This is a genomic window from Micromonospora sp. NPDC050417 (assembly GCF_044458865.1).
Lineage (GTDB): Bacteria > Actinomycetota > Actinomycetes > Mycobacteriales > Micromonosporaceae > Micromonospora_G.
In genome coordinates this window covers 216,979-242,635 of the sequence record NZ_JBITIH010000001.1, presented here as the reverse complement: position 1 = coordinate 242,635, position 25,657 = coordinate 216,979, and the positions used below count along the sequence as shown (strand labels likewise).

General features: G+C 71.1%; 28 protein-coding genes. 15 read left to right on the top strand and 13 right to left on the bottom strand.

From position 1 onward, the window contains the following. The first annotated feature begins 115 nt into the window (after positions 1 to 115). The 6 genes from ACIBF5_RS00985 to ACIBF5_RS00960 all read left to right on the top strand — a co-directional run bounded on the left by ACIBF5_RS00985 (position 116) and on the right by ACIBF5_RS00960 (position 6,394). Entirely contained in the window at positions 116 to 1,027 is a 912-nt protein-coding gene (locus ACIBF5_RS00985) for a GNAT family N-acetyltransferase (protein ID WP_396806772.1), read from the top strand. Positions 1,028 to 1,169: 142 nt separating this feature from the next. After that, positions 1,170 to 2,093: an STM4015 family protein gene (locus ACIBF5_RS00980; RefSeq protein ID WP_396806770.1), complete on the top strand. Its 924-nt coding sequence runs from the start codon at positions 1,170 to 1,172 to the stop codon at positions 2,091 to 2,093. After that, entirely contained in the window at positions 2,090 to 3,220 is a 1,131-nt protein-coding gene (locus ACIBF5_RS00975; RefSeq protein WP_396806768.1) for an STM4014 family protein, read from the top strand. Before ACIBF5_RS00980 ends, ACIBF5_RS00975 begins: the two co-directional genes overlap by 4 nt. Further along, complete coding sequence (locus ACIBF5_RS00970) at positions 3,217 to 4,038, top strand: STM4013/SEN3800 family hydrolase (RefSeq protein ID WP_396806766.1); 822 nt, start codon at positions 3,217 to 3,219, stop codon at positions 4,036 to 4,038. The genes ACIBF5_RS00975 and ACIBF5_RS00970 overlap by 4 nt, the downstream gene beginning before the upstream one ends. Further along, positions 4,035 to 5,507, top strand: a complete 1,473-nt coding sequence (locus tag ACIBF5_RS00965) for an STM4012 family radical SAM protein (RefSeq protein WP_396806765.1) — start codon at positions 4,035 to 4,037, stop codon at positions 5,505 to 5,507. The genes ACIBF5_RS00970 and ACIBF5_RS00965 overlap by 4 nt, the downstream gene beginning before the upstream one ends. Next, a complete protein-coding gene (locus tag ACIBF5_RS00960; protein WP_396806763.1) occupies positions 5,504 to 6,394 on the top strand; it encodes an STM4011 family radical SAM protein in 891 nt (296 codons plus the stop codon). Before ACIBF5_RS00965 ends, ACIBF5_RS00960 begins: the two co-directional genes overlap by 4 nt. Positions 6,395 to 6,405: 11 nt before the next feature. Here ACIBF5_RS00960 and ACIBF5_RS00955 read toward each other — a convergent pair whose 3' ends face one another. The 3 genes from ACIBF5_RS00955 to ACIBF5_RS00945 form a co-directional block, all read right to left on the bottom strand. Next, on the bottom strand, positions 6,406 to 7,686 hold the full coding sequence (locus ACIBF5_RS00955; protein ID WP_396806761.1) for a DUF6745 domain-containing protein: 1,281 nt from the start codon (positions 7,684 to 7,686) through the stop codon (positions 6,406 to 6,408). After that, a complete protein-coding gene (locus ACIBF5_RS00950; RefSeq protein WP_396806759.1) occupies positions 7,686 to 8,006 on the bottom strand; it encodes a hypothetical protein in 321 nt (106 codons plus the stop codon). Before ACIBF5_RS00950 ends, ACIBF5_RS00955 begins: the two co-directional genes overlap by 1 nt. A gap of 70 nt (positions 8,007 to 8,076) precedes the next feature. Beyond that, a complete protein-coding gene (locus tag ACIBF5_RS00945) occupies positions 8,077 to 8,370 on the bottom strand; it encodes an antibiotic biosynthesis monooxygenase family protein (protein WP_396806757.1) in 294 nt (97 codons plus the stop codon). Between the two features lie 499 nt (positions 8,371 to 8,869). Between ACIBF5_RS00945 and ACIBF5_RS00940 the strand changes: the two genes are divergently transcribed. Continuing rightward, complete coding sequence (locus tag ACIBF5_RS00940) at positions 8,870 to 9,868, top strand: TerC family protein (RefSeq protein WP_396807345.1); 999 nt, start codon at positions 8,870 to 8,872, stop codon at positions 9,866 to 9,868. Between the two features lie 9 nt (positions 9,869 to 9,877). Here ACIBF5_RS00940 and ACIBF5_RS00935 read toward each other — a convergent pair whose 3' ends face one another. The 4 genes from ACIBF5_RS00935 to typA form a co-directional block, all read right to left on the bottom strand. Next, positions 9,878 to 10,915: an NlpC/P60 family protein gene (locus ACIBF5_RS00935; protein WP_396806755.1), complete on the bottom strand. Its 1,038-nt coding sequence runs from the start codon at positions 10,913 to 10,915 to the stop codon at positions 9,878 to 9,880. Between the two features lie 88 nt (positions 10,916 to 11,003). Then, a complete protein-coding gene (locus ACIBF5_RS00930) occupies positions 11,004 to 12,077 on the bottom strand; it encodes a mandelate racemase/muconate lactonizing enzyme family protein (protein ID WP_396806752.1) in 1,074 nt (357 codons plus the stop codon). 23 nt (positions 12,078 to 12,100) lie between these two features. After that, positions 12,101 to 12,973, bottom strand: coding sequence for a serine hydrolase (locus ACIBF5_RS00925; protein ID WP_396806750.1), 873 nt, complete (start codon positions 12,971 to 12,973; stop codon positions 12,101 to 12,103). 52 nt (positions 12,974 to 13,025) lie between these two features. Further along, on the bottom strand, positions 13,026 to 14,894 hold the full coding sequence (typA, locus tag ACIBF5_RS00920) for a translational GTPase TypA (RefSeq protein WP_396806748.1): 1,869 nt from the start codon (positions 14,892 to 14,894) through the stop codon (positions 13,026 to 13,028). Between the two features lie 131 nt (positions 14,895 to 15,025). Between typA and ACIBF5_RS00915 the strand changes: the two genes are divergently transcribed. The 4 genes from ACIBF5_RS00915 to ACIBF5_RS00900 all read left to right on the top strand — a co-directional run bounded on the left by ACIBF5_RS00915 (position 15,026) and on the right by ACIBF5_RS00900 (position 18,471). Next, positions 15,026 to 16,420, top strand: a complete 1,395-nt coding sequence (locus tag ACIBF5_RS00915) for a DedA family protein (RefSeq protein ID WP_396807343.1) — start codon at positions 15,026 to 15,028, stop codon at positions 16,418 to 16,420. A 104-nt stretch (positions 16,421 to 16,524) separates the two neighbouring features. Next, the gene (locus ACIBF5_RS00910; RefSeq protein WP_396806746.1) at positions 16,525 to 17,406 is read left to right on the top strand and encodes a transglycosylase SLT domain-containing protein; all 882 of its coding nucleotides are present in this window, start codon (positions 16,525 to 16,527) and stop codon (positions 17,404 to 17,406) included. A 224-nt stretch (positions 17,407 to 17,630) separates the two neighbouring features. Beyond that, entirely contained in the window at positions 17,631 to 18,230 is a 600-nt protein-coding gene (locus tag ACIBF5_RS00905) for an N-acetylmuramoyl-L-alanine amidase (RefSeq protein ID WP_396806744.1), read from the top strand. 28 nt (positions 18,231 to 18,258) lie between these two features. Beyond that, the gene (locus tag ACIBF5_RS00900; protein ID WP_396806742.1) at positions 18,259 to 18,471 is read left to right on the top strand and encodes a hypothetical protein; all 213 of its coding nucleotides are present in this window, start codon (positions 18,259 to 18,261) and stop codon (positions 18,469 to 18,471) included. A 74-nt stretch (positions 18,472 to 18,545) separates the two neighbouring features. Here the strand turns inward: ACIBF5_RS00900 and ACIBF5_RS00895 are convergent, their stop codons facing one another. Then, positions 18,546 to 19,574 (bottom strand): NAD-dependent epimerase/dehydratase family protein, encoded by a 1,029-nt coding sequence (locus ACIBF5_RS00895; protein WP_396806741.1) that lies wholly within the window; start codon positions 19,572 to 19,574, stop codon positions 18,546 to 18,548. Between the two features lie 197 nt (positions 19,575 to 19,771). Then, the gene (locus ACIBF5_RS00890) at positions 19,772 to 20,881 is read right to left on the bottom strand and encodes an NAD(P)/FAD-dependent oxidoreductase (protein ID WP_396806739.1); all 1,110 of its coding nucleotides are present in this window, start codon (positions 20,879 to 20,881) and stop codon (positions 19,772 to 19,774) included. 187 nt (positions 20,882 to 21,068) lie between these two features. Here ACIBF5_RS00890 and ACIBF5_RS00885 point away from each other — a divergent pair, with 187 nt between their 5' ends. Continuing rightward, a complete protein-coding gene (locus ACIBF5_RS00885; protein WP_396806737.1) occupies positions 21,069 to 21,740 on the top strand; it encodes a DedA family protein in 672 nt (223 codons plus the stop codon). Here the strand turns inward: ACIBF5_RS00885 and ACIBF5_RS00880 are convergent. Beyond that, on the bottom strand, positions 21,661 to 21,864 hold the full coding sequence (locus ACIBF5_RS00880; protein ID WP_121155518.1) for a cold-shock protein: 204 nt from the start codon (positions 21,862 to 21,864) through the stop codon (positions 21,661 to 21,663). The genes ACIBF5_RS00885 and ACIBF5_RS00880 overlap by 80 nt on opposite strands. 150 nt (positions 21,865 to 22,014) lie before the next feature. Here ACIBF5_RS00880 and ACIBF5_RS00875 point away from each other — a divergent pair, with 150 nt between their 5' ends. Continuing rightward, a complete protein-coding gene (locus ACIBF5_RS00875; protein WP_396806735.1) occupies positions 22,015 to 22,710 on the top strand; it encodes a class I SAM-dependent methyltransferase in 696 nt (231 codons plus the stop codon). On the opposite strand, the gene ACIBF5_RS00870 is transcribed toward ACIBF5_RS00875, so the two are convergent. Beyond that, a complete protein-coding gene (locus ACIBF5_RS00870) occupies positions 22,670 to 23,329 on the bottom strand; it encodes a YgjV family protein (RefSeq protein WP_396806733.1) in 660 nt (219 codons plus the stop codon). The genes ACIBF5_RS00875 and ACIBF5_RS00870 overlap by 41 nt on opposite strands. 163 nt (positions 23,330 to 23,492) lie before the next feature. Here ACIBF5_RS00870 and ACIBF5_RS00865 point away from each other — a divergent pair, with 163 nt between their 5' ends. Both ACIBF5_RS00865 and ACIBF5_RS00860 read left to right on the top strand, forming a co-directional pair. Beyond that, positions 23,493 to 23,744 (top strand): hypothetical protein, encoded by a 252-nt coding sequence (locus ACIBF5_RS00865; RefSeq protein WP_396806731.1) that lies wholly within the window; start codon positions 23,493 to 23,495, stop codon positions 23,742 to 23,744. After that, positions 23,741 to 24,055: a type II toxin-antitoxin system PemK/MazF family toxin gene (locus ACIBF5_RS00860; RefSeq protein WP_396806729.1), complete on the top strand. Its 315-nt coding sequence runs from the start codon at positions 23,741 to 23,743 to the stop codon at positions 24,053 to 24,055. The genes ACIBF5_RS00865 and ACIBF5_RS00860 overlap by 4 nt, the downstream gene beginning before the upstream one ends. A 42-nt stretch (positions 24,056 to 24,097) precedes the next feature. On the opposite strand, the gene ACIBF5_RS00855 is transcribed toward ACIBF5_RS00860, so the two are convergent. Continuing rightward, on the bottom strand, positions 24,098 to 24,748 hold the full coding sequence (locus ACIBF5_RS00855; protein ID WP_396806727.1) for an MBL fold metallo-hydrolase: 651 nt from the start codon (positions 24,746 to 24,748) through the stop codon (positions 24,098 to 24,100). Between the two features lie 10 nt (positions 24,749 to 24,758). Beyond that, positions 24,759 to 25,475: a maleylpyruvate isomerase family mycothiol-dependent enzyme gene (locus ACIBF5_RS00850; protein ID WP_396806725.1), complete on the bottom strand. Its 717-nt coding sequence runs from the start codon at positions 25,473 to 25,475 to the stop codon at positions 24,759 to 24,761. Positions 25,476 to 25,657: the final 182 nt, after the last annotated feature.

Sequence of the window (25,657 nt, the reverse complement as noted above, 5' to 3'; positions counted from 1 at the left end):
GGCGCCCACCGGCGGTGCTGGATTCGGTGGGCGCCCGCCAGCGGAATCCGGTGGGCGGCCGGCGGCGGTGGAAATCGGTGGGCGCCAGGGTGTCGCCGGCCTACGATGCCCGATCGTGGAGACCGAACCGACTGTGGACATCCCACCGACCTGGCGAACGCTGACCGGCGACGACCTACCGGCGGTCGCCGCCCTGGCGACCCGTTGCCTGGCCGTCGACGGCGGGCTGCCGCTGGTCAGCGACGCGTCCTTCCTGGCCCGCCGGTTCGCCGCCGACGGTGGGGTGGCCCGGGGTGCGGTGGACCCCTCCGGCACGCTCATCGCCGCCGGCGCGCTCCGACCCCAGGAAACCCACGGGGTACGGGCAGCCGTCGCCACCGGCCTGGTCGACCCCGCGCACCGGCGGCGGGGTCTGGGGGCCGCACTGCTCGACTGGGCTCTCGACCCGGCACTGGTCGGGGCCGAGCGGGTCACCGTGGAGACCGAGGCACTCACCGACGGGGCGCGAACCCTCTTCGCTGCCCGGGGCCTGGAACAGACCTTCGCCGAGGACGTGCTCCGGTTCGACCTGGCCGGCGCCGAGCCGCCCCCGGTCGACCTGCCGGCCGGGTTGACCGTACAGACCTGGTCGGCTGAGCTGGCCGGGCGTTTTTTCGCCGTCTACCAGGCCGCGTTCCGGGAACGCCCCGGCTTTCCCGACTGGACGGCGCAACAGTGGCTGGAGTGGACCACCGACGACGAGGACTTCCAGCCGGAGTGGACGTTGCTGGTCACCGATCCGACCGGGGCCGACCTCGGCTTCGTCACCGCTGGCCGGGGCTGGATCGTGCAGGTCGGCGTACGACCGGAAGCCCGTGGGCGGCGACTCGGCGGCGCCCTGGTGGTCGCGGCACTGCGCCGGATGCGGTCCGCCGGCTCGACCGAGGCGCTGCTCGACGTCAACGTGGACAACCCGGCCGGCGCACTGTACCGCCGCCTCGGCTTCACCGACCTCGGCCGCCGCGCCCGCTTCGAAACCCGGAGGTAAGGAAGGGCCCCTTGTTATCGGAATCCGTTGTATAAGGGGCCCTTCCTTACCCTTTGGCGGACGGTGTGGACGGGGGTGCGGTGTCGGTCGGGCTTGCTATGGTGTCGCCCGCCCGCATCCCCACGACCGGGAGACCGCGTACATGACCATCAGCACGCACGTCACCGAGTTCGCCGGCCGACCGGTTGTCGTTTTCGAGCCGGAGGCGGCGCTGCCGCCCGATCCTGGCGCGGTGGCCTGGAAGCTGACCGCCGACTACGACGACTCCGTGGAGGACTTCACCCGACTCGTCGAGCAGTTTCTCCACGAGGTCGGACCCGACGCTGTCCAGGCGCTGATCATCGGCCAGTGGGGCTCCGCGTACGAGGAGGTGGCCCCGGTCGAACTGCTGGTCGGGTTGGCGCCCCGGCTGACCGGGTTGCGCGCACTCTTCCTCGGCGAGATGACCTCCGAGGAATGCGAGATCTCCTGGATCAAGCAGACGGACGTGACGCCGTTGCTGGCGGCGTACCCGGAGCTGGAAACCCTGCGGGTGCGCGGCTCGGACGGCCTGGCGTTCACCCCGACCCGGCATCCGGCCCTGCGGGAGTTGGCCTTCGAGTCCGGTGGCCTGCCCGCGACGGTGGTACGCGGCGTCGCCGAGTCCGACCTGCCGGCGCTGACCCACCTCGAACTCTGGCTCGGCACCGACGAGTACTTCGGCGACGCGGGTGTGGCGGACCTCGCGCCGATTCTGGCCGGCACCCGGTTGCCGGAGCTGGGTTACCTGGGGCTGCGCGACGCGGAGATCGCCGACCAGGTGGCGGCGGCACTGGCCGGTGCCCCGGTGGTGGCCCGGCTCCACACGTTGGACCTGTCGCTCGGCATCCTCGGCGACGAGGGTGCGGCGGCGCTGCTCGCCGGGCAGCCGCTGACCCACCTGCGCCGGCTCGACCTGCACCACCACTACCTCAGCCCGGACCTGGCCGCGCGGCTGGTCGAGGAGCTGCCCGGGGTCGAGGTCGACCTCTCCGACGCGGAGGAAGCCGATCAGGACGGCGACCGGTACGTGGCCGTGGCGGAATGACCGACGGCACACCGCTGGTCGTGGTCGGCAATCCGGGCAACCGGCGGGTCGACGCGTTCCGGGCCGCCGCCGAGGTCGGCTGGCCCGGGCAGGTCGTCCCGTTGCCCTGGCGCGAGCTGGCGGCCGGCCCGGTCCGGCTTCCCCACGGGGCGATCGTCCGGGTCGACTCGCCCGGCGAGGACGCCGAGGTCGACCGGCTGCTGCGCGGAGCCGCGACTCCGGCCGCGCACGGCGAGATCATCGGCTCCGCCGCCTGGTACGCCGGGCTGCGGGCCGCCCTGGCCCGGTTGACCGAAGCCGCGACGGCCGCCGGGGCCAGCCTGCTCAACGATCCCGACGACATCGCGGTCATGTTCGACAAGCGGGCCTGCCATGCCCGGCTCGCCGGCGCCGGGGTGCCGGTGCCGCCGGCCCTGCCGTCCCCACCCGGTGACTACCGCGACCTGCGCGCGTTGATGCGTACCGCCGGTTGGTCGCGGGTGTTCGTGAAGCCGACGCACGGTTCGTCCGCATCCGGGGTGCTGGCCCTGGAGGTCGCACCGGGCCGGGTGCAGGCGACCACCTCGGTCGAGCTGGCGGCCGACGGTCGCCTCTTCAACTCGTTGCGGGTACGTCGCTACCGCGACGAGCGTGAGGTGGCCTCGATTGTGGACCGGCTCGCCCCGGACGGCCTGCACGTCGAGCGGTGGTTTCCCAAGGCGGGCCTGGGCGGCCGGACGATCGACCTGCGGGTGCTGGTGGTGGCCGGCGAGCCGGGGCACGTGGTGGTCCGGACCAGTCGCGGACCGCTGACCAATCTGCATCTCGGCAACGACCGTGGCGACCTGGGCGCGGTCCGTGCGGCGATGGGAGAACCGGCGTACGACGCCGCGCTGCGCGACTGCGTACGCGCCGCGGCCTGCTTCCCGGGCAGCCTGCACGCCGGGGTCGACCTGATGATCGGCATCGACTGGCGGCGGCATATGGTGGCCGAGGTGAACGCTTTCGGCGACCTGCTGCCCAACCTGTTCGACCACGCGGGGCGGGACTGCTGCGCCGCGCAACTGCACGCGCTGTGCGACGGTCGGTTCGACCGCTGGCGGGCGGAGCTGGCGGTGGCCGCCGCTCGGAGGGGGTGGGCCGGATGAAGGACCTGATCGGCAGCCACGACCTGCTGTTCGTCACCTTGGACACACTCCGCTATGACGTGGCCGCCGAGCTGATCGCCACCGGCCGGACCCCGAACCTGGCGCGGGCACTGCCCGACGGCTGGCAGCGCCGGCACAGCCCAGCCAGCTTCACCTACGCCGCCCACCAGGCGTTCTTCGCGGGTTTTCTGCCGACGCCGACCACGCCCGGACCCCATCCCCGGCTCTTTGCCGCGGCCTTCCCCGGCAGCGAGAGCACCGGTGACGAGACCTGGGTCTTCGACGCCCCGGATGTGGTGACGGCGCTCGCCTCGGCCGGCTACCACACCGTCTGCGTCGGCGGTGTCGGCTTCTTCAACCGCAAGCCACCGCTCGGCGCGGTCCTGCCCGGGCTCTTCGCCGAGGCGCACTGGGAACCCGAGTTCGGGGTGACGGCGCCGGGTTGCTTCGAGGCGCAACTCGACCGCATCGCCACCGTCGTACCGACGGTCCCCGCTGAACGGCCGCTCTTCCTCTTTGTCAACGTGGCCGCCATGCACCAGCCGAACCGGCACTACCTGCCCGGCGCGGACCGGGACAGCCGGGACAGTCACGCCGCCGCCCTGGAGTACGTCGACCGCCACATCGGCCGGCTCCTCGCCCTGGCCAGTTCCCGGGACCGGCCCTGCCTGGTGGTGCTCTGCGCCGACCACGGCACCGCGTACGGCGAGGAAGGCCACAGTGGACACCGGCTCGGCCACGAGGTGGTGTGGACGGTGCCGTACGCGCAGTTCGTGCTCGCACCCGGAGACTGGGGCAAGCCGGGGGACTGGGAGTGAGCGAGCCGACCGGTCTGGACGGCTCGCCGTACCAGGGTTACCTGTACGCGTACCCGCACAAGACCGCGTACCGGCCGCTGCGGCCACGGCCGGCGCTCGCCGACGTCTGGGCCGGTGAGCGCCGCGAGGCCCTCTTCCTCTACCTGCACCTGCCGTTCTGCGAGATGCGCTGCGGGTTCTGCAACCTGTTCACCCGCGCGAACCCGCCCGCCGAGCAGGTGAGCGGCTATCTCGACCAGTTGGCCCGGCAGGCGCGCCGGGTACGGGACGCGCTCGGTGGCGACGCCGACTTCGCCCGGGTGGCGATCGGCGGCGGCACCCCCACGTACCTGACCGCGGTCGAGCTGACCGCGATGTTCGACGTACTGGACGGTTTCGGTGCCCGGCTCGGCTCGGTGCCGATGGCGGTCGAGACCTCGCCGGCCACCGCCACCCCGGACCGGATCGCGGTGCTCGCCGAGCGGGGCACCAGCCGGATCAGCATGGGGGTGCAGAGCTTCCTCGACCGGGAGGCGCACGCCGCCGGTCGCCCGCAGCGGCGCACCGAGGTCGAGCGGGCGTTGGCCACGATCCGGGCGTACGACCAGGTGGAGCTGAACCTCGACCTGATCTACGGCATTCCGGGCCAGACGGCCGGAACCTGGGCGCAGTCGCTGACCGCGACGCTTGCCTGGCGGCCGGAGGAGGTCTTCCTCTACCCGCTCTACGTCCGTCCGCTCACCGGACTCGGCCGGCGCGGTGCCGGTGCCGGTGGCGGTGTCAGTGTTAGTGGCGGTGTCAGTGGCGGGGCCGCGCCGGTCGCGCTCGACGACGCCCCGGCAGCCCGGGACGAGAGCTGGGACCGGCAGCGGCTCGACCTGTACCGGCAGGGGCGGGACGCCCTCCGGGCAGCCGGCTACCGCCAGCTCTCGCTGCGTCACTTCCGCCGGGCCGACCTGCCCACGGACGACGCCGCGAGTGGGACCGCCGACGCCGCAGGTGGGCCGGTCGGGGCGTCGGGCGGCGTCGGGGGTGACCGGCCCGACTACTGCTGTCAGGACGACGGCATGGTCGGGCTCGGCTGCGGCGCCCGCTCCTACACCACCGACCTGCACTACTCCTTCGACTACGCGGTCGGTATCGGGCAGGTCCGGGCGATCATCGACGACTATCTGCGCCGTCCGGAGAGCGACTTCGACGTGGCCGAGGTGGGCTTCCGACTCGACCAGGTCGAGCAGCGGCGGCGTTGGCTGGTGAAGTCCCTGCTGCGGGCGGAGGGTTTCGTGCCGGGGACGTACCACGACCGGTTCGGCACCGCTGTCGCCGACGACTTCCCCCAACTGGACCAGTTGGCGCAGCGGGGCTGGCTGACCTCCGGGACCGGACGGTTGGCGTTGACCGACACCGGGCTGGAACGGGCCGACGCGATCGGCCCCTGGCTGGTCTCCGGGCCGGTGCGTCTCGCGATGGCGGAGTACGCACTGCGGTGAACCTCTCGATCCTCTACCGTGGGCCGTTGGCGAGCTGCAACTACGACTGCCCGTACTGCCCGTTCGCCAAGCGTCGGGACAGTCCCGTGCAACTGCGCGCGGACCGGGAGGCGCTGCACCGGTTCGTCGACTGGGTGGTGCGCAATCCCGACGACGACCAGATCTCGGTGCTTTTCACCCCGTGGGGTGAGGGACTGACCCGTTCCTGGTACCGGGAGGCGATGGTCACGCTCTCCCGACTGCCGCAGGTGAGCCGGGTCGCGATCCAGACCAATCTCGCCGGCCGGCTGGAGTGGTTGGCCGACGCGGACCGGGAGGCGGTGGCGCTCTGGGCGACCTACCACCCGGGGCAGGTGGACCAGGCGACCTTCCTGCGCCGCTGTACGCGTCTGGTGGAGCTGGGCGTACGCCATTCCGTCGGTGTGGTCGGGCTGCCGGCCCACCTGGACGAGGCGAGGGCACTGCGGGCCGCCCTGCCGGACGAGGTGTACCTCTGGGTCAACGCCGCAGACGGGTGGACCTACAGTGCCGCCGAGGAGGCGGAGTGGACCGCGATCGACCCGCTCTTTGGTTACAGCGTCCGGCCGCATCCCTCCACCGGAGCACCGTGCCGGGCCGGTGAGAGCGTCATCTCGGTCCGGGGGGACGGAACAGTGCGGCGGTGTCACTTCGTCGACACCCCGTTGGGCAACCTCTACGACGGGTCGTACCGGCCGGCACTGGCCCCACGTCCCTGTCCGAACGTCGCCTGCGACTGCCACATCGGGTACGTGCACCTCAAGACGCTGCCGCTCTACGAGGTCTTCGCCGGCGGGGTCCTGGAGCGGATTCCGGCGCCGGGCGCGGCCGGTGCCCGATGGGGCGTACCGGCCGGCGCCCTGCGCTGACCCGTTCTGGTTCAGGTCTGGACGAGCGGGGCGTATTCCTGCTCGGTCAGACCGAAGGTCCAGGCGACCCCGGCGTGCGCGGTCCGGGTCTGCGGTGGCACCCGCAGCCAGTAGGTGCGGCTGGTGCCGTCCGGCTCCGGGGTCGCGTTGACCACCTCGACCATCACCAGCGGTTCGTCCTGCGGCAGCTCGATCCGCCAGAGCACGCCGTACTCGTCGCGGTGGATCGCTCTGGCCTTGCTCTCGCGCAGGTAGCGGTCGTAGCCGAAGTGTTCGAGCATGACCCGCCGTACCTCGGCGTTGCGTTCGGCCCGGATTCGGTCCACGGTGAGCCGGGGAAGCTCGGCGGCGACGTCGGCCGGAATCGGCATGCCCCGCCAGGCGTGCAGGCCGAAGCCGTCCGGGTAGACCAGTGCCGGCCCGTCGCCGTGGTGCAGCCGGCCGAGGTTGTCCCGTTCGACGCGGAGCGGCCGTTCGGTCATGATCACGAGCCGTTCGTACGGCCACCACCAGCCGGCTGCGGTCGCGACCCCGGCCAGCCCGGCCACTCGGGGATCGTCGTCGAACGCGCTCAGCCAGGCCGCGTCGTGCTGCCCGAACACCACGTCGAGCAGGGCGGTCCGGGCCCGGCTGACCAGGTCGGCCGGCATCTCCCGGGTCACCTCGTCGGTGAGTCGGGTCCGCAGCGGGGTCACCACCCGCTCGTTGAGCAGGTGCCAGGTCCGCTGTCCGCCGGCCGCCCAGTGGGCCGCCCAGCCGGCGGGGCCGAGCCGGGCGACCGCGTCGGCGCGTACCTCGGCCCAGGGTGCGGTGCGCAGGCGGGCTCGGACGGAGCGGCCGGTGACGATGCGGTGCGGCTCGTGTCCCTGTGCCCGGATCGCCCCGGTGACCTCGGCCAGTGCCCGTCCGGTCGGGGACTCGTCGGAACCGCCGGGTGGTGGTGGCGTCACCGGGGAGGGGCCGCCGGGCCCGGCGGCCCCGAACCCGCCGGGTCCGGCGGCGCCGGAGGTGGTGTCGGTGAGCAACGCGGCCGCGAGTGCGCCGGCGTACGGGGAGCCGAGCCAGATGATCGTCTCGGGTGCGTCGAGCCCGGCGCTGGCGTACGCCCGCCGGACGGCGGCCTCCGCGGTCGCCCGGTCGGCCGGGCCGGTGGCCAGCCCCCGGGCCAGCCAGGTGTCGGCGGTCCGGGCCAGCGCGGCGGCGCTGCGGTCGTCGGGAGGGCCGGCGGCCTCGGGGGAGCGAGGCGTGCTCTGACCGGGGAGGACGCGGTCCGACCGTGCTTCGGTGGTCATCAGTCGGCCACCGGCCGCCAGGCGCCGGGGAGGTATTCCCGCTGTCGAACCACCCGGTAGGCGCCGGCGGGGAGCGGAATCGCCCCGTGTTCCTCGTGACCGAGCCGGCCGTAGCCCTCGATCAGCAGAAACGACGGCTCGGTCTGGTCGGGCAGGGCCCAGAGGGTGACGCCGGAGCCGTTGACCACGTGCGCGTGCCCGGTCGCCTCACCCCGGGCCAGCACCAGCCGACCTCGCGCGTCCCGGCCGGCGGGGATCAACCCGGCCGGAACCTCGGCCGGGTTGATCGGGTGGACGAGGACGTCGCCCTGTCGGTACATGCGTCGGCTCCCTCACGTCGCTTGTGGACGACGGGAAGGTTAGCCCCGGGGTACGACAGAACGGCGGGCCTCAGGCCGGTACGTCGGTGAAGTGCTCCACCACGGGTGGCGCGGCGAAGAACGGGCCGATCAGGTTCCGCCAGGTGACGTAGCGGTCGGTGGCGCGGAAGTTCTCCTCGTGCGCCGCCACCGTGTCCCACTCCACCAGCAGGACGAAGCGGGACGGCGACTCCACGCCCCGGGTCATCCGGACCGACCGGCAACCGGGCGTGCCGTGCAGGGTCTTGTGCCCCTCGGCGTAGGCGGCGGCGAACTCGTCCTCGCGGCCGGGAAGGATATCAATCAGAGCAACTTCGAGCACCATCGGAACAGCTTTTCATGGTTGTCCCACCGCCGGAGCCCGGGGTTACCGGTTGTGGTGAACCCGGGTCGCCCGGCGTGGCCCGTGACACCTAGCCTCCTAGGATGCCAAGCGGGCGGTGCGGGTCGTCACCGAACGTCACTGCGCTAACGGTGGACCACACGTCCCCGCACCAGCGGTGGCAGGGCGACCAGAGCACTGCCGATCGCGGCACCACGAGGGTGGGCAAGAACGCATCCGCCCGAGGTGCCCGATCAGTACGGCATGGGGGATGATGAGGACGAGGAGGGGAGTATTCCCCTGCGACGGCGTCGTCAACACGGTCGGTTTCCGGTTCGTCCGGTGATCGACCCGGCCCGTCGGTCGGTGGCAGGCGGACATCGCTCCGGGTGCCACCGGTGGAAGAGACCTCCGACAGTCACCACATTCGGCAGTACCAGCGACGGCACGCCCGCACGGGTGTGCCGTTTCGGGTGTGCCGAGTGTCTGCCGGAGGAATGATCTGAACGTGTCCACCTGGGTGTGGGTCGTAACGCTGATCGCGCTGGGCGCGCTGCTGACCGTTGATCTGTTGATCATCGGACGACGGCCGCACGAGCCGAGTATCCGTGAGTCCAGTCTCTGGGTCGGGTTCTACGTCCTGCTCGCCCTGATCTTCGGGGTCGGGCTCTGGCTCACCACGGACCTTTCCACGGCGACCGAGTTCTACACCGGCTGGCTCACCGAGTACAGCCTCTCGGTGGACAACCTCTTCGTCTTCGTGATCATCATGGGTCGCTTCGCGGTACCCCGGCAGTACCAGCAGAAGGTGCTGCTCATCGGCATCGTGCTGGCGCTGGTGATGCGGGGTGCCTTCATCGCCGCCGGTGCCGCGCTGATCTCCCAGTTCTCCTGGGTCTTCTACATCTTCGGCGCGTTCCTCGTCTACACCGCGATCAACTTCTTCCGGCAGGGTGAGCCGGAGGAGGAGGACTTCAAGGAGAACCTGCTGATCCGGTGGAGCCGCCGGGCGCTGCCGATCTCGTCCGACTTCGCCGGCGGCCACCTGACCGTGCGGGAGAACGGGCGCCGTCTCTTCACCCCGCTGCTGGTCGTGATGATCGCGATCGGCACCACCGACCTGATCTTCGCGTTGGACTCCATCCCGGCCATCTTCGGGATCACCCAGAACCCGTACCTGGTCTTCACCGCCAACGTCTTCGCCCTGATGGGGCTGCGGCAGCTCTACTTCCTGCTCGGCGGACTGCTCGACCGGCTGGTCTATCTCAACATCGGCCTCGCGGTGGTGCTCGGCTTCATCGGGGTCAAGCTGGTGCTGGAGGCGCTCGCCGACAACAACCTGCCGTTCATCAACGGCGGCGAGCACGTCGGGTGGGCACCGCACGTACCGATCTGGCTCTCCCTGGTGGTCATCCTCGGCACGCTCGCGGTCGCGACCGTGGCCAGCCTGATCAAGTCGGCCAGCGACCGCCGCAAGGAACTCGCCGAAGCCAGCCGCTGACCGGGCGGTCTACCTGTTCGGGCCGTCGGTCGCCCCGTGCGGGGTGCCGGCGGCCCGGTCGTCGCCGCGCAGGCGGACCCGGTGTACGCCGACCAGGGTCGCCTCGCGGTCCCCGGTGACGGACTCCTCCACGACCCGCCGCTGGGAGTACGAGGCGTGCAGGATCCGCCGGTCACAGCCGCTGGCGGGCGGACTGCTGACGATGCCGATGTGGTGTACGCGGCGACCGGGGCGGGCGAAAAGATAGAGGTCACCGGGGAGTTCGGCGCCGAACGGGACGGGCGTGGTGGCGTTGGCCTGGTCGTCGGCGTCGCGCGGAAGGTGGACCCCGAACCGGCGCCAGGCCAGGTGCACCAGCCCGGAGCAGTCGATCCCGTACGCGGAGACCCCGCCCCAGAGGTAGAGGACGTCGAGCAGGCGGTGCGCCACCGCGAGTACCTCGGTGGCGTGGGGTGGCCGCTCGGGGAGCGCGGCGAGATGGTCGTCGGGCACCCAGAGGGGGCGCGGGTGGCCGGGGGCGTGCACCGGGCGCCAACCGCCGTCGGCCGGCCCGGCAGGGGCGAGTCGGGTGCCGAGGGCCACGTCCGGGAGCACCACCTCGCCTTCCGGTGCGGCGTACAGGGCGGTCGCGGTGGCGTCGACCACGAGCGGCGCGGTGGTGGGGCCGGCTGGTGCGGCGGTGAGCTGTCCTATCGGCAGCCAACCGGGATAGCCGCGGGGGTCGAGTTTGGCCGCGGGTTGTTCGGTGGCGATCAGGCGTACCCACCCGTCCGGCCGGACCTCTTCGACGAGCACCCGTTCGCCGAGCAGGAGTTGGCTCAGCACGCAGTCACCGACCTGCTGTTCGGCGGTCATGCCGGAGACCCAGCCCGGAATGTCGGTGGTGTACGGGGTGAGTGCCGGCCCGTCCACCGCCCGGATCGCCTCCGGGCCGGCCCAGAGGGTCGCGATCGCCACCCGGACCACCGCTTCCTGGCCCGGTTGTAACCGGGTGCCGGCCGGTGGGCCGGCGTCGAGTGGTGATCCGGTGTCAGCCTCTGTCCTCACCTGGGACCCACCTCTCCAGCCTTTCCGGCCGACCCTACGGAAACGGCCGTCGACCGGCAAGGATCGATGCCTGGAGCGGTGCCGGTGCTCAGTCCAGACCGTCGACCCCGAGGCCGGGTGCGTCGGCGAGGACGACGGTGGCGCCGTCGTAGCGGATGCCGCCGCGTACCGGTGACGAGGCGAGCCACCAGGCGGCGTCGAGGTCGGAGGTGGTGCTGGTGCCGTACGCGGCGACCAGACTGGCGGCGGCGGCCAGGCCGATCTGGCTCTCCATCATCGAGCCGACGATGGTGCCCATGCCGTGTGCGGCGGCGAGTTCCAGCAGGCCGCGCGCGGGTCCGAGGCCGCCGCACTTGGCCAGTTTCACGTTCACCATGTCCGCTGCCCGCCGTTGGATCACGGTGACCAGGTCCCGGAGCCCGAAGACGGACTCGTCGGCGAGGATCGGTACGGTGACCCGGTCGCTGACCCAGGCGAGTCCGTCGAGGTCCCACCGGGACACCGGTTGCTCGACGAGTTCCACGTCGAGTCCCGCGTCCTCGATGCCCCGGATGACGCGGACGGCTTCGCGTGGGGTCCAGCCCTGGTTGGCGTCGAGCCGGATCAGGGTGTCGGGTCCGGCTGCCGACCGGACGGCGCGTACCCGGGCCAGGTCGCCGGCGGCGTCGGCGCCGACCTTGATTTTCAGTACGGTGAAGCCCTCGGCGATCCTGTGCGTGGCGGCGGCGGCGAGTGCGCCGGCTTCGCCTGCGGCCAGGGTCACGTCGGTTGGTACCCGCAGGCGCGTGCCGCCGAGTAGCCGGACCAGGGGTACGCCGAGTCGTCGGGCGGCCAGGTCGTGCAGGGCGGTGTCGGTGGCGGCCTTGGCTGACTCGTTGCCGGCGACGGCTCGGTGCAGTTCGGTGCAGCGGGCGACGAGGTCGTCGGCGTCCCGGCCGATCAGGAGCGGGGCGAGTAGTTCCTCCACGCATGCCTGTGCCCCGGCGATTGACGCCCCGGTTACCTGCCAGACCTGGGGTGCCTCGCCGAAGCCTGCGCGCCCGTCGGTGTCGACGACCTCGACGATCAGGCTCTGCACCGTGGTGGTTCGGCGTAGTGCGGTGACGAACGGGGTGTGTAGTGGGGCGCTGAGCCGGTGGGTGCGGACGGCGGCGATGGCCATTCCGGCACCCTACCGGCTGGTGATCATCGTTCGGGGGGTGTTCGGTCGGGGAGGAGGTCGCGGCGGGCGGCCCAGACGGTGGCGGAGACGTGCGCGATCAGCCGCCGGGCGGCCTGGTCGGGTTTGCCGTCGTGGGGGTGGTCGCTGGTGCAGACGGCGAGGGTGTACGGGGGTGCGTCGTCGGGAAAGATCACTGCGGCGGCGTGCCGGACGCCGCGTACCCAGCCGTTTTTGAGGGCGACCCGGGTGTTGGCCGGTAGGCCGGCGGCGAGGTCCTCGTGGTGTTCCTGGGCGAGGAGCACGTCGAGCATGGCGGCGCAGGTCGCCGGGGTGGCGAGCGGGCCGGGGACCTGGGCGCCCCGGGCGATGGCGCCGAGCAGGGTGGCGAGGTCGGCGGCGGTGACCGGGTTGTCGATGCCGGCGTTCCGGGCGGCGAAGTCCTCGATGCCGCGCCCGGTGTGGCTGTGGTGGGCGCCGGTGAGGTCCCAGACGGCGTTGACGGCGGGGAGGCCGACGTGTCCGAGGATCAGGTTGGTGGCGAGGTTGCTGGACCGGACGATCATGCGGTGGGCGAGCCAGCGCAGGGGTGCGTCGCCGCCGACCCGGGCCCAGACGGCGGGGTCGTCGTCGTAGCTCGGGGCGCAGCGGAACCGGGGTGCGTCGGGCTGGGCGGAGTCGAACTCGTTCTCGACCGGGACCGGCGCGTCCAGGTCGAGGGTGCCGGTGTCGGCGGCCCGGTAGAGGGCGCCGAGCACCGCGACCTTCATGGTGCTGGCGGCGTAGTGGGTGCGCTGCGGCAGTCGGGTGTACGCGGGTGCGGCGTCAAGCCGTCCCGCGTACACCGAGACCGTGCCGGCTGTGTCGGCCAGCTCCGCGTCGAGCCTCTCCCAGGTCATGCCGCCGACCGTAGTCGATCGGCGGCCGACCGGGGGAGGGGCCGTGGGTGGGTCAGCCGGCGTGCTTGCGGCGTGCCGCGGCCCGGCCGCGTGCGTTCTGGTCGAGTACGACCTTGCGCAGTCGGATCGCGTTCGGCGTCACCTCGACGCACTCGTCTTCGCGGCAGAACTCCAGCGCCTGCTCCAGCGACAGCTTGCGCGGCGGGATCAGCTTCTCCGTCTCGTCGCTGGTGGAGGAGCGCATGTTGGTGAGCTTCTTCTCCTTGGTGATGTTGACGTCCATGTCGTCGGAGCGGGAGTTCTCACCTACCAGCATGCCCTCGTAGACCTCGCTGGTCGGTTCGACGAAGAGCACGCCGCGTTCCTGGAGGTTCATCATGGCGAACGGGGTGACCACGCCGGCCCGGTCGGCGACGAGCGAACCGTTGTTGCGGGTACGCAGTTCGCCGAACCACGGCTCGTACGACTCGAAGACGTGGTGCAGGATGCCGGTGCCCCGGGTGTCGGTGAGGAACTCGGTCCGGAAGCCGATCAGGCCGCGGGCCGGGACCAGCCACTCCATCCGGATCCAGCCGGTGCCGTGGTTGACCAGTTGTTCCATCCGGCCCTTGCGGGTGGCGAGGAGCTGCGTGATCGCGCCGAGGTGCTCCTCCGGCGAGTCGATGGTGAGGCGTTCGACCGGCTCGCAGGTCTTGCCGTCGATCTCCTTGGTGACCACCTGGGGCTTGCCGACGGTCAGTTCGTACGATTCGCGGCGCATCTGTTCGACCAGGATGGCGAGGGCGAGTTCGCCACGGCCCTGGACCTCCCAGGCGTCCGGTCGTTCGGTCGGCAGCACCCGGAGCGAGACGTTGCCGATGAGTTCCTTGTCCAGCCGGTCCTTGACCATCCGGGCGGTGACCTTGGCGCCCTTGACCCGGCCGACCAGCGGCGAGGTGTTGGTGCCGATGGTCATCGAGATGGCCGGCTCGTCGACGGTGATCAGCGGCAGCGGCTGCGGGTCGTCGACGTTGGCGAGCGTCTCGCCGATCATGATGTTGGGAATGCCGGCGACGGCGATGATGTCGCCGGGGCCGGCCGACTCGGCGGGCTTCCGTTCGAGGCCGTCGGTCATCAGCAGTTCGGAGATCCGGACCCGTTCGGTGGTGCCGTCGATGCGGCACCAGGCGACGGTCTCGCCCTTGCGGATGATGCCCTCGCGGACGCGGCAGAGGGCGAGCCGGCCGAGGAACGGCGAGGCGTCGAGGTTGGTGACGTGGGCCTGGAGCGGGGCGTCCTCGGTGTAGGCCGGCGGCGGGATGGTGCCGAGCAGGGTGCGGAACAGGGGTTCCAGCGAGGTGCTGTCGTCAGGGACGGTGCCGTCGGCGGGCTGGGTCAGCGAGGCGATGCCGTCGCGGGCGCAGGCGTAGATGATCGGGAAGTCGATCTGTTCCTCGTCGGCGTCGAGGTCGAGGAAGAGTTCGTACGTGTCGTCGACGACCTCCTTGATCCGGGCGTCCGGACGGTCCACCTTGTTGATCACCAGGATGATCGGCATGCGGGCCTTGAGCGCCTTGCGGAGCACGAAGCGGGTCTGCGGCAGCGGTCCTTCGCTCGCGTCCACCAGGAGGACGACCCCGTCGACCATGGTGAGGCCGCGTTCGACCTCGCCACCGAAGTCGGCGTGGCCGGGGGTGTCGATGATGTTGATCACCACGGGATCGGTGCCGTCCGGCGGCACGTAGCGTACGGCGGTGTTCTTGGCGAGAATGGTGATGCCCTTTTCTCGCTCAAGGTCCATGGAGTCCATTACCCGGTCGGCCATCTCGGCCCGGGCGTGGAACGCACCGGCCTGTCGCAGCATGGCGTCAACCAGGGTTGTCTTGCCGTGGTCAACGTGAGCGATAATGGCGACGTTGCGTAGGTCGGCGCGGGTCTGCATACCTCCATCCTCCCTCCTGCCCGCGCGGCTTTGCGTCGGGGTCACCCCAGAGGTGGTCGGGATCTCCCTCAAACCGCTGTCATGGGGTCGTATCAGGCTGTCATGCTGGCCCGCGTGATCCGGGGGTGGATATGCATTCGGTGGTGACGCTGCTGGAACAGCTACCGCCGCTGCTGGTCTACCTTGTCGCGGCGGCACTGGTCGGGGGAGAGACCGGGTTGTTGGTGCTGGGGCTGTTGGTGCCCAGTGAGGCGACCCTGCTGCTGGTCGGGTTCCTGGCGTACACCGGCACGCTGGATCTTGGCACGGCGCTGGTGGTAATGATCTCCTCGGCGCTGCTCGGTGACTCGGTGGCGTTCCGCAGCGGTCGGCGGCACGGGCCGAGGTTGCGGGCCAGCAAGTGGGGGCAGCGGATCGGCGCCCGTCGTTGGGCCAAGGCGGACGAGATGCTCGACCGGCTCGGCGGGCGGGCGGTGCTGGCGGCTCGTTGGATCGCGTACGCCCGGACTCTGGTGCCCCGGCTCGCCGGGAACGCCGGGATGCCGTACCGGCGGTTCGCTCCGTGGAACCTGGCCGGGGTGGTGAGCTGGGTCGGCGGCTCGGTGGTGGTCGGCTACCTGGCCGGGGAGTCGTACGAGACCGTCTCCAGCTATCTCGGCAAGGCGACCGGGGCGGTGCTGGTGCTGCTGGTCGCGGTGGTGGCGATCGTCCTGGTCGGGCGTTGGCTGGGGCGCAATCCCGATCCGGTACGGGCGCTGCTGGGATGGGCCCGGGCACTCCCGCCGGTGCGCTGGCTCGCCGGCCGGTACGGGGTGTTGTTCTTCCTGCTCGCGATGCACATCGGCCCCGGCTGGACGTTGTTGATCAACTTGGCTGCCGGGCTGGGTCTGCTCTTCGCCACCGGGCTGGTGCTCGCCTACCTGGTCGACGTGGTGGTCCACCAGAGCGGCCTGTACGTGGTCGACCACGCGATCGCGGACTGGTTCGCCCAGCAGCGGGCCGATGGCACGGTCGACGCCGCGGTCACCGTGCTCAACGTCTTCCGGGGATCGTTCCTGATCATCGCAGTGGCCCTGGTCGCGGTGCTGGTCGGCTGGCGGTCGCGGCCCTGGCAGGCGGATCTGGTCAGCGTCGTGGGCACGGTCGGGGCGTCCCTGCCGTTGGTGCTGCTCGCCCTGGTGGCGGACCTGACCCAGCCGGGGCAGCGCACCCCGACCCTGGTCGGTACGGCGGTGACGTCCCTGCCGAACCAGAACGTGATCGTGACCGCGAGCCTCTGCACACTCGCCTGGTTGCTGGCCCGCCAGAGCCGGTGGCCGTTCGCGGTGGCGGCCTGGACGTCGGCGACGGTAGGAGTGGTCATGATCGCGGCGGCCCGGCTCTACGTCGGCTGGAGTTCGGCGAGCGAGACGGTCACCTCGATCCTGCTCGGGGTGTTGTGGACGGTGGTCTTCATGGTCGCCTGGGCCACCCGGGACCGGGCCGTACGCGTCCGGCCACCAGCAACGCCCCGGCCGGTCGGCTGATGGTGGCGTACCCGTTAGGGCGTTGAACAGCGCCGGTCGATGCCCCCGAACTGCCGGCTGACCTTGTTAAGGTTCCCGCTCGGACCAGACTGGGGGAGGCTCCGATGGGTGGATGGACGCGACGGATCGGTGTGGTCGCGGGTGCCCTGTTGCTGGTCGCCGCGACGAGCGGTTGTGGCGGCGGGGACAGCGGGGAGGTCGAGGCGGTGGGCGCTCCGGTCGGGGTGACCGTCGACGGTTCGGCGGGCCCGTCCGTGGGGGAGCCCACCAGCGCCGCGCCGACCGGGTCGACGGCGGAGGGACTGGGCATCGGTCCGAGCCGTACTCCCACCCCGAGCAAGACCACCGGCAAGCCCAAGACCTCGCCGCCGAAGGCACCGCCGAAGCAGGTGCCGAAGCAGGACGTACCGCCGCCGCCGGCGGTCCGGCCCGCCCCGGCGAGCTGCACCGCACCGAAATACGTCGGCCCCCAGGCGAGCCGGGCGGAGGTGAAGGCGGCGCTGACCACCGCCGCCGGGGTCAGCTACTGGCCGGTCTCCGCGCCGGAGATCAAGGTGCCGGTCGCCCTGGTCAAGGCGATTGCCTGGCAGGAGAGCGGCTGGCAGTCCAACATCGAGGCCTGCGACGGCGGGGTCGGGCTGATGCAGGTGATGCCGGGTACGGCGGACCAGGTGAACAACCGGTTCGACAAGTCGCTCGACATCCGGAAGTACCAGGACAACGCCACGCTCGGCGCGAACTACCTGGCCTGGTTGATCAGGTATCTGGGTGACCTGAGCGGGCTCGGTTACTCGATCGACCCGGCGGACTGTGTCGACCATGTGGACCCGTGCCTGTTGAACGCGGTCATCTCGTCGTACAACATGGGGCCCGGCACGGTGCTCGTGGAGAAGCCCGACGGCACGTACGACCTGAAGGTTTCGAACATCCGGTACACCGACAACGTGCGTACGTTGATGACCGAGTGCGAGTGCCTGGCATTCTGACCGGATTTCCGGTTTCTCCCTGATCCACTGTCCCCTTTGATCGAATCGTTTATAGATCGACTGCCGGCACTCTCCCGGTGGTCGATCTGACGCGCGCGCGACAGAAGTTGGCACATGTTTTCCCTGGTCAGCGGCGTGCGGGCGGCGATACGCTCAAGTCGGACAGGTTGGACGATCGGCATAGTCAATCCAATCCGGATTAAGACCGCCGATAGGAGAATTCAATGGCACTCTGGACCGATCTCGCCACCTGGCGTGGCCCCACCGTCAACTCGGGCGACGGCGACAGGAACGGCAATGAGGCCACCGACCGGATGATCGAACACCGCGGCCTCGTGCTGCACATCGCCGAGGGCTACTTCGAGGGCACCATTGCCTGGCAGAAGAACCCCTCCTCCCGCGTCTCGTCGCACTTCGTGGTCGCGAAGGACGGCCGCATCGCGCAGATGGTGGACACCGACATCCGGTCCTGGGCCCAACGGTCCGGAAACCCCACGTGGCTCAGTGTGGAGAACGAGGGGTTCGTTCCGGGCGCACTCACCGCACAACAGGTCGAGGCGAACGCGCGCCTACTGGTACGCGCCAACCAGATCTACGACGTCCCCCTGCAGATCGCCACCAGTCCCTCCGGGCGGGGCCTCGGCCACCACAGCATGGGGGCGGAGAACGGTGTCGACTGGGGGCATCCCCAGTGCCCCGGCCCCGCCATCATCGCCCAGAAGCCGGACATCGTCGCCCGGGCACTGGAACTCGCCGGCCAGGACTCAGCGGCTCCCGTTCCCGTTCCGGATCGGCCCCGGCGCAGATGGATCATCGACGACTAGGAGATCGACGACCAGAAAGGTGCGTCCCATGTATCTCATCCAGAGCACCACGCAGAACCCCAGCCCGATCTTCGTCGTGCACGACAGTGGCAAGGTGCGCCACATCGGCCCGGTCGAGTTCAACTACCTGCGCTCGCTCGGTGGCGGCGCCACCGTGCCGCTGCTCGTCGAGGGAAACGCGGACGCGTTCGCCCGGCTGCTCGCCGAGGCCCGCGTCTCCCAGGGCTACCTGCAGAATTGAACCGCCGCTGGCCCGGCGCCGTCGGCCGCCCGTGGGCCCCGGGCGGCTCCCGCGGATCCCCCTGGGGGAAACCGCTAGCGGTGCCGGGCCAGCCAGGCATCCTCGGCGGCGTAGTCGAAGTAGTTGGTCCGGTAGTTGTGCACCAGGTCGGTGAAGACCGACCGCCAGTCCCGGTCCCGGGTGGTGTCCACCAGCCAGCTCACCGTCCGCGGCAGCGATTCCAGATAACCGGTCACCGGTCGGTAGCCGAGTTGCCGCTCGGCGACGCCCATGTCCAACACCACCGGCGTCGGCACCGACCAGGGCGTCTCGCCCACCGGCGGCGCCGGTGACGGGCCGTCGATCAGCACCTCGTCGGCGTCGTGGTCGAGCACCGAGTGGATCGCGGCGCCGATCTCCCGTACGGTCGGTGCCTCCGGATCGGCGGCGTTGAGCACCCGGGCACCGGGTTCGGCCGCCGCCAGCCGGACCAACTCGGCCAGGTTCGCGGTCGAGACCGGGTGGAAGCGGCTCTCGCCGCTGTAGGCCAGCACCCGGGCCGGGCGGCGGTCCAGGGCCCGCTTGACGAAGTGCCACTCCCGGGGATGGACGGTGTGCGGCCCGTGGATCGCGCCCGCGCGCAGCAGCGTGGTCGGCAGGAGCGCCCCGGCGGCGAGCAGCTCCCGTTCCAGACCGGCCTTTTCCGCCGCGTAGTCGCCCACCCCCGGAGAGGTGGTCGGCTGGGTCTCGGCGATCGGTACGGGAAAGGCGACCCCGTCCGCGCCGAACCCCCGCCCCTCGTCGTCGACGTAGACCGCGGCGCTCGACAGCACCACCGCCGAGCCGATCCGGTCGGCAAGGTCGATCAACTGTTGGGCGTGCCGGGTGCCGTACGCCACGGTGTCGACCACCAGGTCCACCCCGTCGCCGATCGCGGCGGACAACTGCTCGTCATCCTCCCGGTCCAACGCGACCGGGTACACGTGCCAGTCGATCGGCCACAGTGGGCCGCCCCGCCCACCCCGGGAGCCGGCCCGGACCTGCCACCCGTCCTGCACCAGCGCGCGTACGGTGGCACGCCCGACCTGCCCGGTCGCCCCGATGACCAACGCCGTCCTGTCCATGTGCCCCACGCTAGGCGGACCGCAGACCCGACAGCCTCTGCTTCTGCCGACAGCGAATACGCCTCCAGCCGAATGTAAGCAAGGGCCCCTTGTTATCGCATTCGGTAGAGGAAGGGGCCCCTCCTAACGCCTGCGGCGCGGGGAGGTGGTGGGCGGGGAGGTGCGGCGCGGGGAGCAGTGGCGCGGGTGGGGGGTGGTCAGTGGAAGCGGTCGGGGGCGACCGGAGTCGGATCGATCTGCGTGCCGGTCGGTGGAACACCGGTCACCAGCGCCGCCAGCAGCCGGCCGAGGCTCGGTGCCACCTGCATCCCGTACCCGCTCAACCCGGCGAACCAGAAGAAACCCTCCACGTCGGCGGAGCGGCCGACCACCGGCACGTCATCGGCGGCGGCGGTCCGCAACCCGGCCCAGGCGTGGTGCACCCGCCGGATACTCAGCGTCGTCGCCTCCTCGACCCGCGCCGCACCCACCGCGATGTCGAGGTCGTCCGGTCGGACATCCCCCGGCGGGGTCGGCGTGGCGTCGGCCGGCGAGATCAGCAAACGCCCCGACTCCGGTTTGAAGTAGAACGTCTCGGCCACGTCCGACACCATCGGCCAGCGCTCGGCCCGTACGCCGTCGGGAAGGTCCACCAGGAAGGCCGTACGTCGCAGCGGGGTCAGCCCGAGCGGGCGTACCCCGGCCAGTTCCGCCACCTGGTCGGCCCAGGCGCCCGCGGCGTTGACCACCTGGGTCCCGGTGAACCGGCCGACCCCGGTCTCCGCCCGCCAGCCGTCGGGCAGTCGGGTGAGCGACTGTACCCGTGCCGAGCGGACCACCTGGCCGCCGTTGGCCCGGATGCCTCGTAGAAATCCCTGGTGCAGGGCGTCCACGTCGATGTCCTGCGCGGCCGGGCGGACCATCGCCCGGTGGTAGCGGCCGGGGCGGACGATCGGGCAGTAGCGCTGCACCTCGTCCACATCGATCTCACGGGCCGGGGTCGGCGCGGCGAGCTCGTCGGCGAGCGCCGCGTCGAAACTCTCGTCCTCGCCGGCCGGTGATAGTGCCAGAACACCCCGGGGGGTCAACAGGGGAGTGGCGCTGAAACCGGGCGGCGGAGCGTCCAGGAACGACCGGCTCGCCGAGGTGAGCGCCCGTACCACCGGCCCCCCGTAATACTCGGAGAAAAGCGCCGCCGAACGGCCGGTCGAGTGGTAGCCGGCGACCGACTCCATCTCCAGCAGGATCACCCGCCCGTACGCGGCCAGGTGATAGCCCGCGCTGGCGCCCGCTATCCCACCGCCGATGATGAGGAAGTCAGCGTCCACGGCCGCTGACCGTAGCCGTTTCAGGCGGAGACGGCAATCAATGGTGAGACAGTTTCGGTTCCCATCGGGAAATCGGGGAGCACCCTGAGACTATTCAGGGGTTTTTGACGTCGGTCGAGGGACTGTCCCGGATGTCCGCGCTTGCCTGCGCCCCTACTGTGAGGTACATGAGGCAGTGGGGGCGGCCGTGAGCGACTGGTTGACACAACTGGGTGAGTTACCGATCGTGCTGTACCTCGCCGGGCTCGGCCTGGTCATGCTCCTCGACACGATTCCGTTGGTGGGCGTGCTGGTGCCCGGCGACATCGCGGTGCTCGCTGTGGTGGGCACCGGCCGACCGGGCGGACCCGCCGGTGCCTACCTCAGCGTGATCGCCGGCTGCGTGGTCGGCTGGTCGTTGAGCTTCCTCGCCGGCCGCTACTTCGGTGACCGGATCCGGCGTGGCCGGATCGGGACCTGGATCGGCGAGGCGCGGTGGGCCGCCGCCGAGGGCATCCTGAACCGCGGTGGCGGCCGGATGGTGATGGTTGCCCCGTTCCTGCCGGTGTTCAACGCGTTGCTGCCACTGGCCGCCGGCGGTCTACGGATGTCCTACCGCCGTTTCGTGTCCTGCGCGGCGTTGGGCGCCGCGCTCTGGGCCGGGCTGTACGTGCTGTTGGGCACTGCGGCGAACTCGCTCGGGGGACTGCTACCCGGAGAGTCGTTCACGATGGTGGCCACGGTCGGGATCGGACTGACCGTCGGCTGGGTCGTGTTGCTTGGTGCCCGTCGCCGCTGGCTCAGCGCGGACGTACGTTCGCTGCCTGCGGACCCTTCTGCCCCTGGGTTACCTCGAACTCGACCTGCTGACCCTCGTTGAGCTCGCGGTAACCCTGGCTGTCGATGGCGGAGTAGTGGACGAAGACGTCCGGCCCCCCACCGTCCTGCTCGATGAAGCCGAAGCCTTTTTCAGAGTTGAACCACTTCACGGTGCCGGTTGCCATCCAAATCTCCTTAACAGGTGTGCGACGGTGGTCGTCTCACACGTCACCGACACTAGCGGCCCGACCCGCCTGATGCGGCGCGAAGTCGCGGCTCGGCGACAGGAGGGTAATAACGGTGCTGACGGGGTGCGGCTGCGTCATGCTGTGTCGGTGACGAGACGGACGGCGGACCCGCTTGCCGATCTTGAGCGCAAGGTGGCCGGCGCGGAGTCCGGCGGGCTTGATCGACTCCGTCTGGTCGAGGTGCCCTTCGTGCCCGAGGTACGCCTGCACCTGGCCGAGGACGCGATCGTCTGGTGGGCTCGCATGGAGGCCGAGGCGGGGGCGGTGCTGCCGCCGCCGTACTGGGCATCGGCCTGGCCCGGCGGGCAGGCACTCGCCCGGTACGTGCTGGACAACCCCGACGTGGTCACCGGCCTGCGGGTGCTGGACCTCGCTGCCGGCTCCGGCCTGGCCGCGATCGCCGCCGGGCTCGCCGGGGCGGCGACGGTGGCCGCCAACGACATCGACCCGTACGCGCTGGCCGTGATCGGGATGAACGCGCGGGCCAACGGCATCCAGGTGCGCCAGGCCGGCGGCGACCTGCTCGACGGCGACGGGACCGGAGTGGACCTGGTCCTGGCCGGCGACGTCTTCTATCGCCGAGGGCTGGCGCAACGGATGCTGCCCTTCCTGGAGCGGGCCGCCGCCCGGGGGGCCAGGGTCCTGGTCGGCGATCCCGGTCGGGCGTACCTGCCGGCCGACCGGTTCCAGGTGCTGGCGAGCTACGAGGGGTCGGTCAGCGACGAGGTCGCCAACGCGGAGATCAGTCGGATGGACGTACTCCAGCTCCGGCTCCGGGACTGACCGGCGGCAGGTCGAGCGCGTACGAGTCGCCCTCGCGGCGGAAGCCGAGCCGGTCGTAGTACGGCGCCACCATGCCGGGTGGGGTGAGTACCCGCCGGTAGCCTCGGTCGGTGAAGAGGCTGCTGCGGCGATAGACGAACTCGCCGGGGGTGAAGTCCCGGAACCGCTGGGTCACGTAGTCGAGTTCGACCCGGGCGACGTCCCCGCCGGCCCCGTTCACCAGTACCACGCCGACCACCTCGTCGGCGCGTACGACCAGGAAGGCCGACCGGTCCGGGTCGGCGCCGGCCCACCGGAAGTCGGGGTTGAACCGGGCGATGTCCGCCGCGTGCACACGCAGCGTGTGGTCGAGGAAACCGTCGCCGGTGCCGACCTCGACCACCTCGTAGGTCCGCTCGTCGTGTCGGGTGGCGAGCATCCGGCGTAGGTACCAGACGTTGATGATCGCGATCACCACGTTGAGTCCGACTCCGGGCCAGACCCCGAGCGCGGCGTTGTAGCCGATCAGCACCAGGGAGCCGACGAGGTTGAGCGCACGCAGCCGGAGCACCCGCGTCTGTAGCAGGGACCAGACCAGCAGCGCCGAGCCGCTCCAACCGATGATGTCGAGCCAGTTCACCCGCCGAGGTTAGCCGCTGCCTCGGTGACGGCCCATGGTCGGGCCTGCTGGTGGAGCCGTTGGGCAAGGTGGGTTGTCCGGTTCGTCCCTCGGGTGGCCTGGCTGCGACGCGCCCGGGGCGAGAGATACCCCCGGGAATACCACCGCGAGTATGGTGACCCGTATGGCAGACAAGGTCACCCTCAGCCTGAGCCCGGATACGCTCGCGCGGGCCCGTGCCGCCGCCGGCCAGGAGGGGATGTCCCTGTCCGCGTGGATCGACCGGGCCGCGCGCCGGGAGGCGCTGCGTCACGCCGCCCGCCGGCAGGACGAGTGGCTGGCCGCGAACCCGGAGGTACGCGACGAACTCGACGGGTTCGACCGGCTCGCCGACAACCTCGAAGCCGGCTGGACCGATCTGGTCGAGGCAGCGTGAACCGGGGTGAGATCTGGACCGTCGGCGACCCCACCCAGGTGCGGTACCGCGTCATCGTCCTCTCCGGGGACGCGCACAACGACCGGCCGAGCGCGTCCCCCTACTGTGCGCCGATCGTCCGGCAGCGCGGCACCGAGGAGTTGCCGCCGTTCGTGGTGCCGCTGGCCGAGACCGACCCGATGACCGGGGTGGTGGTGGTCAACCGGATGCGCCGGGTGCCCGCCGCCGCCGGTGTCGAACGGGTCGGCATGGCCACCGGGGCGAGCATGTCCCGGATCGTCGAGGCGCTGAAGGACCTCTTCGAACTCTGATCCCCGACACCCCGCACGGGACCGTCCTGGCGGGGCGGGCTGCTACCAGCCGCGCTCCCGCCACTCGGTCAGCGACGGGCGTTCCGCGCCGAGGGTGGAGTCCCGCCCGTGGCCCGGGTAGAACCAGGTCTCGTCCGGCAGCCGCCCGAAGACCTTGGACTCCAGGTCGTTCATGATGCTCTCGAAATGGGCCGGATCCGTGGTCTTCCCCGGCCCGCCGGGGAAAAGACTGTCGCCGGTGAACAGGTGCGGGATGCCGGCCGGATCCTGGTAGAGCAGGGCGATCGAACCTGGGGTGTGCCCGACCAGGTGGATCACCTCCAGTGCACAGCCACCGACCCGGATGGTGTCGCCGTCGACCAGCGTCTCGGAGTCGATCGGCAGCCCTTCGGCGTCGGCGGTGTGCGCCAGGCTCACCGCGCCGGTGGCCGCCACCACCTCCTCCAGAGCCACCCAGTGGTCCATGTGCCGGTGCGTGGTGATCACGTGGCTGAGCCCGGTCTCACCGGCGAGTTCCAGCAGCCGGGGCGCCTCGTTCGCGGCGTCGATCAGCACCTGGTCCCCGGTCGAGCGGCAGCGCACCAGGTAGGCGTTGTTCTCCATCGGGCCGACCGACACCTTGGTGATGACGAGGCTGTCCAGCTCACGTACGTCCGGCGCGCCGCCGGTCGAGACATCTCCGCGGTAACTCATGTCCGTACCTCTACATCCAGTCCGGTGGGGTCGGTAGGGGGCCAGTGGGGGTGACAGTGAGTCCGGCACCGGCGCAACGGCCGATCAGCCAACCGGCCAGGGTGTGCACCGGGCCGGAGACGGTCGGGCCGTGGCCCGGTGCGCCGACGGTCAGGGTACGGCCGGTGTCGGTGGGGCGCAGCACCAGCGGCGGTACGTCGGCACGCTGACCCAGGTCGGTGGCGGCCTCGTGGAGCACCCGTTGGCCGAAACCCTCGGGCCAGTCGACGGTGTCGTAGCCGGCGCCCAGGTCGACGTGGTGCACCTCAAGCTCGCGTAGCCGGGTCCAGACCAGGATCGCCGCGACCCGGTCACCGCGGTGCGAGTGGACCACCGTCGCCCAGCGCTCGGCCGGCATGGCGGCGCACGCCTCGGCGAAGCGCTTGGCGCTGCCGCGCAGGTCGTCCAGGTGTTCGTCGACAGGGCGGCCGGCACCGGCCACGATCTCGGCCTCCCGGGCGGCGACGCTCGCGTACGCCGGGATGTCCCGGCCGGTCCGCGCCCCGGTGAGCAGGTTCACCAGCGCGTCGGCGCTGCGCGCGAGATGGGCCAGGACGTGCCCACGACTCCAGCCGGGCAGTCGCGACGGTGCGGCCAGGGCGGTCGCGTCGAGCGTGCCGGCGGTACGGAGCAGCCGCTCCGTGGCCCGGTCCACTTCGGCGCTGAGTACCAGTGGGTCAACGGTCACGCATTCGACCCTAGTCGTCCCGGCCCCGCCGGTGGTCATCGGCGGGCCGTACCGGGAAATGGCTTTCGGGGGATCGGCGGGAGCCTCTACCGTTCGACGTGAACGCGTCACCCGGGAGTGGGAGGGAGGTGGGGATCATGCCGGTCGCCGTGCGCGTCTCCCGCATCCCGTTTCACCACGTC

What these genes read in the sequence shown, in the direction of transcription:
- ACIBF5_RS00900 (WP_396806742.1), top strand. Translation starts at nt 18,259, where the DNA reads ATGTATCTCATCCAGAGCACCACGCAGAACCCCAGCCCGATCTTCGTC.
- ACIBF5_RS00970 (WP_396806766.1), top strand. Translation starts at nt 3,217, where the DNA reads ATGAAGGACCTGATCGGCAGCCACGACCTGCTGTTCGTCACCTTGGAC.
- ACIBF5_RS00975 (WP_396806768.1), top strand. Translation starts at nt 2,090, where the DNA reads ATGACCGACGGCACACCGCTGGTCGTGGTCGGCAATCCGGGCAACCGG.
- ACIBF5_RS00955 (WP_396806761.1), bottom strand. Translation starts at nt 7,686, where the DNA reads ATGACCACCGAAGCACGGTCGGACCGCGTCCTCCCCGGTCAGAGCACG.
- ACIBF5_RS00915 (WP_396807343.1), top strand. Translation starts at nt 15,026, where the DNA reads ATGCATTCGGTGGTGACGCTGCTGGAACAGCTACCGCCGCTGCTGGTC.
- ACIBF5_RS00855 (WP_396806727.1), bottom strand. Translation starts at nt 24,748, where the DNA reads ATGAGTTACCGCGGAGATGTCTCGACCGGCGGCGCGCCGGACGTACGT.
- ACIBF5_RS00910 (WP_396806746.1), top strand. Translation starts at nt 16,525, where the DNA reads ATGGGTGGATGGACGCGACGGATCGGTGTGGTCGCGGGTGCCCTGTTG.
- ACIBF5_RS00925 (WP_396806750.1), bottom strand. Translation starts at nt 12,973, where the DNA reads ATGACCTGGGAGAGGCTCGACGCGGAGCTGGCCGACACAGCCGGCACG.
- typA (WP_396806748.1), bottom strand. Translation starts at nt 14,894, where the DNA reads ATGCAGACCCGCGCCGACCTACGCAACGTCGCCATTATCGCTCACGTT.
- ACIBF5_RS00905 (WP_396806744.1), top strand. Translation starts at nt 17,631, where the DNA reads ATGGCACTCTGGACCGATCTCGCCACCTGGCGTGGCCCCACCGTCAAC.
- ACIBF5_RS00950 (WP_396806759.1), bottom strand. Translation starts at nt 8,006, where the DNA reads ATGTACCGACAGGGCGACGTCCTCGTCCACCCGATCAACCCGGCCGAG.
- ACIBF5_RS00980 (WP_396806770.1), top strand. Translation starts at nt 1,170, where the DNA reads ATGACCATCAGCACGCACGTCACCGAGTTCGCCGGCCGACCGGTTGTC.
- ACIBF5_RS00945 (WP_396806757.1), bottom strand. Translation starts at nt 8,370, where the DNA reads ATGGTGCTCGAAGTTGCTCTGATTGATATCCTTCCCGGCCGCGAGGAC.
- ACIBF5_RS00930 (WP_396806752.1), bottom strand. Translation starts at nt 12,077, where the DNA reads ATGGCCATCGCCGCCGTCCGCACCCACCGGCTCAGCGCCCCACTACAC.
- ACIBF5_RS00880 (WP_121155518.1), bottom strand. Translation starts at nt 21,864, where the DNA reads ATGGCAACCGGCACCGTGAAGTGGTTCAACTCTGAAAAAGGCTTCGGC.
- ACIBF5_RS00895 (WP_396806741.1), bottom strand. Translation starts at nt 19,574, where the DNA reads ATGGACAGGACGGCGTTGGTCATCGGGGCGACCGGGCAGGTCGGGCGT.
- ACIBF5_RS00865 (WP_396806731.1), top strand. Translation starts at nt 23,493, where the DNA reads ATGGCAGACAAGGTCACCCTCAGCCTGAGCCCGGATACGCTCGCGCGG.